The organism is Devosia sp. (assembly GCF_035944845.1).
Classification (GTDB): Bacteria; Pseudomonadota; Alphaproteobacteria; order Rhizobiales; family Devosiaceae; genus Devosia_A.
This window is the reverse complement of sequence record NZ_DASZAW010000026.1, coordinates 1-4,491: the sequence shown is the minus strand read 5'-3', so window position 1 is coordinate 4,491 and position 4,491 is coordinate 1. Positions and strand designations below refer to the sequence as shown.

The following is a 4,491-nucleotide window of genomic DNA, read 5'->3' as shown; positions in this document are numbered from 1 at the left end:
CCGCCTTGTCGGCGACGACGCCGATCAGATCGTTCTTGTTAGACATAGCGTTTCCTCACTGTGGGATGCCCGCCCTTTGGAGGCGAACCAAAACGCCGTGACCCTTCTTCGATTCTGCTCGGAACGCAAGGAAATCCGGGCTTTTCCGCAAGTGAGGCACAGCAATTCTGTTAATGAAGCGTCAATTCTGGCTCAACTTTGTCAGCCGTCGGGCGTCACTGTGGCGACACGCGTCCGACGGATGCCCAAAAGTAGCGGCAACGCCAGCAAATACACGGCTCCGCCGACGATCCAGATCAATCCCGGCCAGGTCGGTTTGAGGGCAAAATACACCGCCGAGAAGAAGATCGGACCGAACACCGCCGAGAGGCTGACGAGGCTCGCCAACACGCCCTGGAGCTTGCCCTGATTGTCGGCATCAACCTGTTGCGTGGTGAGCGACTGCAGCGCCGGCATGCCGATGCCGCCGAGCGCGAACAGCGGGGCCAGCGCGAACAGGATCCAGCCCTGCGTCGCAAAGCCCAGAATCAGCAGGGCCGTCAGCTCGCATGTCATTCCCAGGACCATGGCCCAGCGCTCACCCAGCCGCGCCGCCGCGGGGCCGGTCAGCAGCGCCTGCGCGCCGGCATGGAACAACCCGAAGGCGCCAAGCGACAGCCCGATCATCAGCCCGTTCCACTGGAACATGTCCTGGCCGAACAGCGCCCAGATGGTGCCGTACATGGTGCCGACGAAGTTCATGATGACGAAGATCGCCATCAGCGGCAGCAACGCGGTGAAGCTGAAGGCCCAGCCGAGCGGCCGGAACGGGTTGAGCGTGGCGAAATCGAACTTGGCGCTCGCATCGCCCGGCCGCGATTCCGGCAGCACGAACAGCGCCAGCGCGAAATTGACCGCGTTGAGCCCGGCCGCCACCAGGAACGGCGCCCGCACCCAGATGTCGCCCAGGATCCCGCCGATCACCGGCCCGATGATGAAGCCGATGCCGAACATGGCGTGGAAGAGGCCAAAGCGCTTGGCCCGCTCCTCCTCGGCGGAAATGTCGGTGATATAGGCGGTCGCTACCGCCATGTTGGCGCTGGTGATGCCGGCGACGGCGCGGCCCAGCACCAGCATCCAGAGTTCCGGCGCGAACGCCATCACCAGGTAGTCGATCGCTGCGCCGGCGAGGGACACCAGCAGCACCGGCCGGCGCCCATAGCGGTCGCTGAGCACGCCCAGCACCGGCGAGAACAGGAACTGCATCGCCGAATAGAGCGCCAGCATGATGCCGATGATCATCGTCACTTCACCGGTATGAGTGACGTCCTCGAGCAGGCGCGGCAGGATCGGAAAGATCAGCCCGATGCCGATGGCATCGAGTGTCACCGCGGCCAGAATGATGATCAGTGCCTTGTTCAACTCGGGGCCCTCCAGCCGGCTGACACGCGGGGCGTGTTCTATATTCGTTCTCGTTTGCCGCTGCAACCGAAATGCCTAGATGGTGATCACGCGGGCGTTACACCAGAGCGAGAATCCGCGATCGTGGTGGGCGGGTGGATGTGCTGCCGCTCACCCGGCGGCACGCGGGCGGCCAGAAACCGCCGACGGCGCCCCAAGGCGCCGTCGGCTTCGTAAGAGGCGCTCCGCCCGGCTGTCAGTTCACGGCGATGAACGTGCCGTCCTGCTTGAAATAGCAGTTGAAGAAGGTGCTGCCCCCCGCGCCGTCGAACCAGCCCTGCGAGACGTAGAGCTTGCCGCTCTTGAACGCTGCGTTGGTGGTGATGTCCTGCGGGCGCACCCCGAACTGCGCCGAAGCTTCGCCCGCGCAATAGCGCGGCATCATCGCGACCGGCACGCCATCGTCGGAGCTGACCGGCGGCTGGCTGGTCGGCGGCGGGCTCACCGGGCGCGACGGGCTCGGGGCCCGGGTCGATTCGTGCAGGTACTTTCCCGACACCCAGCCAGTAAGGCCGGTCTGATCCTCGACCCGGCACCAGCGGGTAGAGCCGTTCATCTTGCAGCCGAGGTTGCGTATCACGTCGCCCTCGTCGAGCACACCGAGGACAGATGCCCCTGACGCAGCCGAGGCACGCACATTCAGCGTGTCGCCGCGCTTGAGGCCATGCACCTGCCAGAAATCCGGTCCGCCGGCGAGCCCATCGGCAAAATCCGCAGCCGGCTTGCTTGGCGCGGGCTTGCTCGGCGCCAGTGCGGCGGCCTTGCCCTCGACGGCGATAGTCAGGTCGTAGTTCGCGGCCTCGCCCCGGCGCGCCGCATTGCGCATCAGGTAGACATCGACCTTGTAGTCGCCGCTCGACGGGATGACGAACGATGTGCTGTTGCCCGAGGTCGAGCCGATGAACAGCGCCGCCGACGCGCCGGGCGCCGTGATGTTGAAATAATTGCTGGTATTGTCGGTATCGAGCTCGACGCTCATCCGCTGCCCGGCACTGACCCCGACGATATAGCTCACGCTCTCGTAGCCGGTAATGCTGTCCTCGATCGACGTGCTGCTCGCCCCGCGCTTGAACTTCACCGTCTCGGTTCGAGTGTCCTGGGCGAACGACGATCCTGCCATCGAGATGGCGGCTGCCAATAGCGTGGCTATTCCCAAGGCCCACATGCTTCGCATTTGCTTCTCCAGCGATGTCCAACCTGCAGCTAGTCGGACGTCCGTGAAGATTTCGTGGCGAACTACATGAACCTTTGGCCTAACTCTGCAGCGCAGCAACGAAAACGGCGCCCTAGGGCGCCGCTTCCAGTTTCATCGTTCAAAGACCGGCTCAGTGCGGCAGGCTCGCGCCGCTTTCGTCGCCGTCGACCGAAGTCTCGACCACCGGCACGGCCGCCGGCTTGTCGTCGTCGTACTTCCACTCGATCGGCTCGGGCTGGCGGATCAGGGCGCGGCTCAGCACCTCGTCCATCCGGCTCACCGGGATAATCTCCATGCCCTCGGTCACGTTCTTCGGGATCTCCTTGAGATCACGCGTGTTCTCCTCGGGGATGAGGACAGTCTTGATGCCCGAGCGGAGTGCCGCAAGGAGCTTTTCCTTGAGCCCGCCAATCGGCAGCACACGGCCGCGCAGCGTCACTTCGCCGGTCATGGCGATGTCGTGCCGCACCGGAATGCCGGTCATCAGCGAAACGATCGCCGTGGCCATGCCAATACCGGCAGACGGGCCATCCTTCGGCGTCGCGCCTTCCGGCACGTGCAGGTGGATGTCGCGCGTGTCGAACAGCGGCGGCTTGATGCCGAGCTCGACGGCCCGCGAACGCACGTAACCGGACGCCGCAGTGATGGATTCCTTCATCACTTCCTTGAGGTTGCCGGTCACCGTCATACGGCCCTTGCCGTGCGTCATCACGCCTTCGATCGTCAGGATCTCGCCACCGACCGAAGTCCAGGCGAGGCCCGTCACCGCGCCGACCTGCGGCTCGGCATCGATCTTGTCGTTCCGGAAGAACGCCGGCCCGAGATATTCCTCGAGTAGTTCCGGAGTGATGACCACCTTGGTCGACTTCTTGACCAGGATGTCGCGCACGGCCTTGCGCATCAGCTTGCTGAGCTCACGCTTCAGGTTACGCACGCCGGCTTCGCGGGTGTAGTTGCGGACCACGGCCATCAACTGGTCATCGTCGATGACGAATTCCTTGGGCTGCAGGCCGTTCTCCTTCAGCGTCTCCGGGATCAGGTGGCGCCGGGCGATCTCGAACTTCTCCTCTTCGGTGTACCCCGAGAGGCGAATGATCTCCATGCGGTCCATCAGCGGGCCGGGGATGTTGAGCGTGTTCGACGTGGTAACGAACATCACGTCCGACAGGTCGAAGTCGACCTCCAGATAGTGGTCGGCGAACGTGTTGTTCTGCTCCGGGTCGAGCACTTCGAGCAGCGCCGACGACGGATCGCCACGGAAGTCCTGGCCCATCTTGTCGATCTCGTCGAGCAGGAACAGCGGATTGTTCTTGCCCGCCTTCTTGAGCGACTGGATCACCTTGCCGGGCATCGAACCGATATAGGTCCGGCGGTGGCCACGGATCTCGGCCTCGTCACGGACGCCACCGAGCGCCATGCGCACGAACTCACGGCCGGTCGCCTTGGCGATCGACTTGCCGAGCGAAGTCTTGCCGACACCCGGAGGGCCGACGAGGCAGAGGATCGGGCCCTTGAGCTTGCCGGTGCGCGACTGCACCGCCAGGTACTCGAGGATGCGCTCCTTGACCTTCTCGAGGCCATAGTGATCCTCGTCCAGCACCTGCTCGGCGTAGACCAGGTCGCGCTTGACCTTGCTCTTCTTGCCCCAGGGCAGCGTCAGCAGCCAGTCGAGATAGTTGCGAACGACCGTCGCTTCAGCCGACATCGGGCTCATCGTCTTGAGCTTCTTCAGCTCGCCGTCGGCCTTGATGCGGGCTTCCTTCGAAAGCTTGGTCTTCTTGATCTTCTCTTCGAGCTCGGTCAGCTCGTTCGAGCCTTCCTCGCCGTCGCCCAGCTCGCGCTGGATCGCCTTCATC

Annotated in this window: 3 protein-coding genes; all 3 read right to left on the bottom strand. The window is 64.0% G+C overall.

All coding sequences use genetic code 11. The features are described from left to right. Positions 1–201: 201 nt before the first annotated feature. Positions 202–1,401 carry a Tet(A)/Tet(B)/Tet(C) family tetracycline efflux MFS transporter gene (tet, locus tag VGV07_RS03850; protein ID WP_326867371.1) on the bottom strand — a complete coding sequence of 400 codons (1,200 nt, stop codon included), beginning with the start codon at positions 1,399–1,401 and terminating at the stop codon, positions 202–204. Positions 1,402–1,636: 235 nt separating this feature from the next. Then, complete coding sequence (locus VGV07_RS03845; RefSeq protein ID WP_326867370.1) at positions 1,637–2,614, bottom strand: SH3 domain-containing protein; 978 nt, start codon at positions 2,612–2,614, stop codon at positions 1,637–1,639. A 151-nt stretch (positions 2,615–2,765) separates the two neighbouring features. Then, positions 2,766–4,491 (bottom strand): endopeptidase La (gene lon / locus VGV07_RS03840; RefSeq protein WP_326867369.1); only part of this gene is annotated, 1,726 nt, incomplete at its 5' end.

Coding starts and splice junctions, on each gene's coding strand:
- VGV07_RS03845 (WP_326867370.1), bottom strand. CDS start 2,614: ATGCGAAGCATGTGGGCCTTGGGAATAGCCACGCTATTGGCAGCCGCC.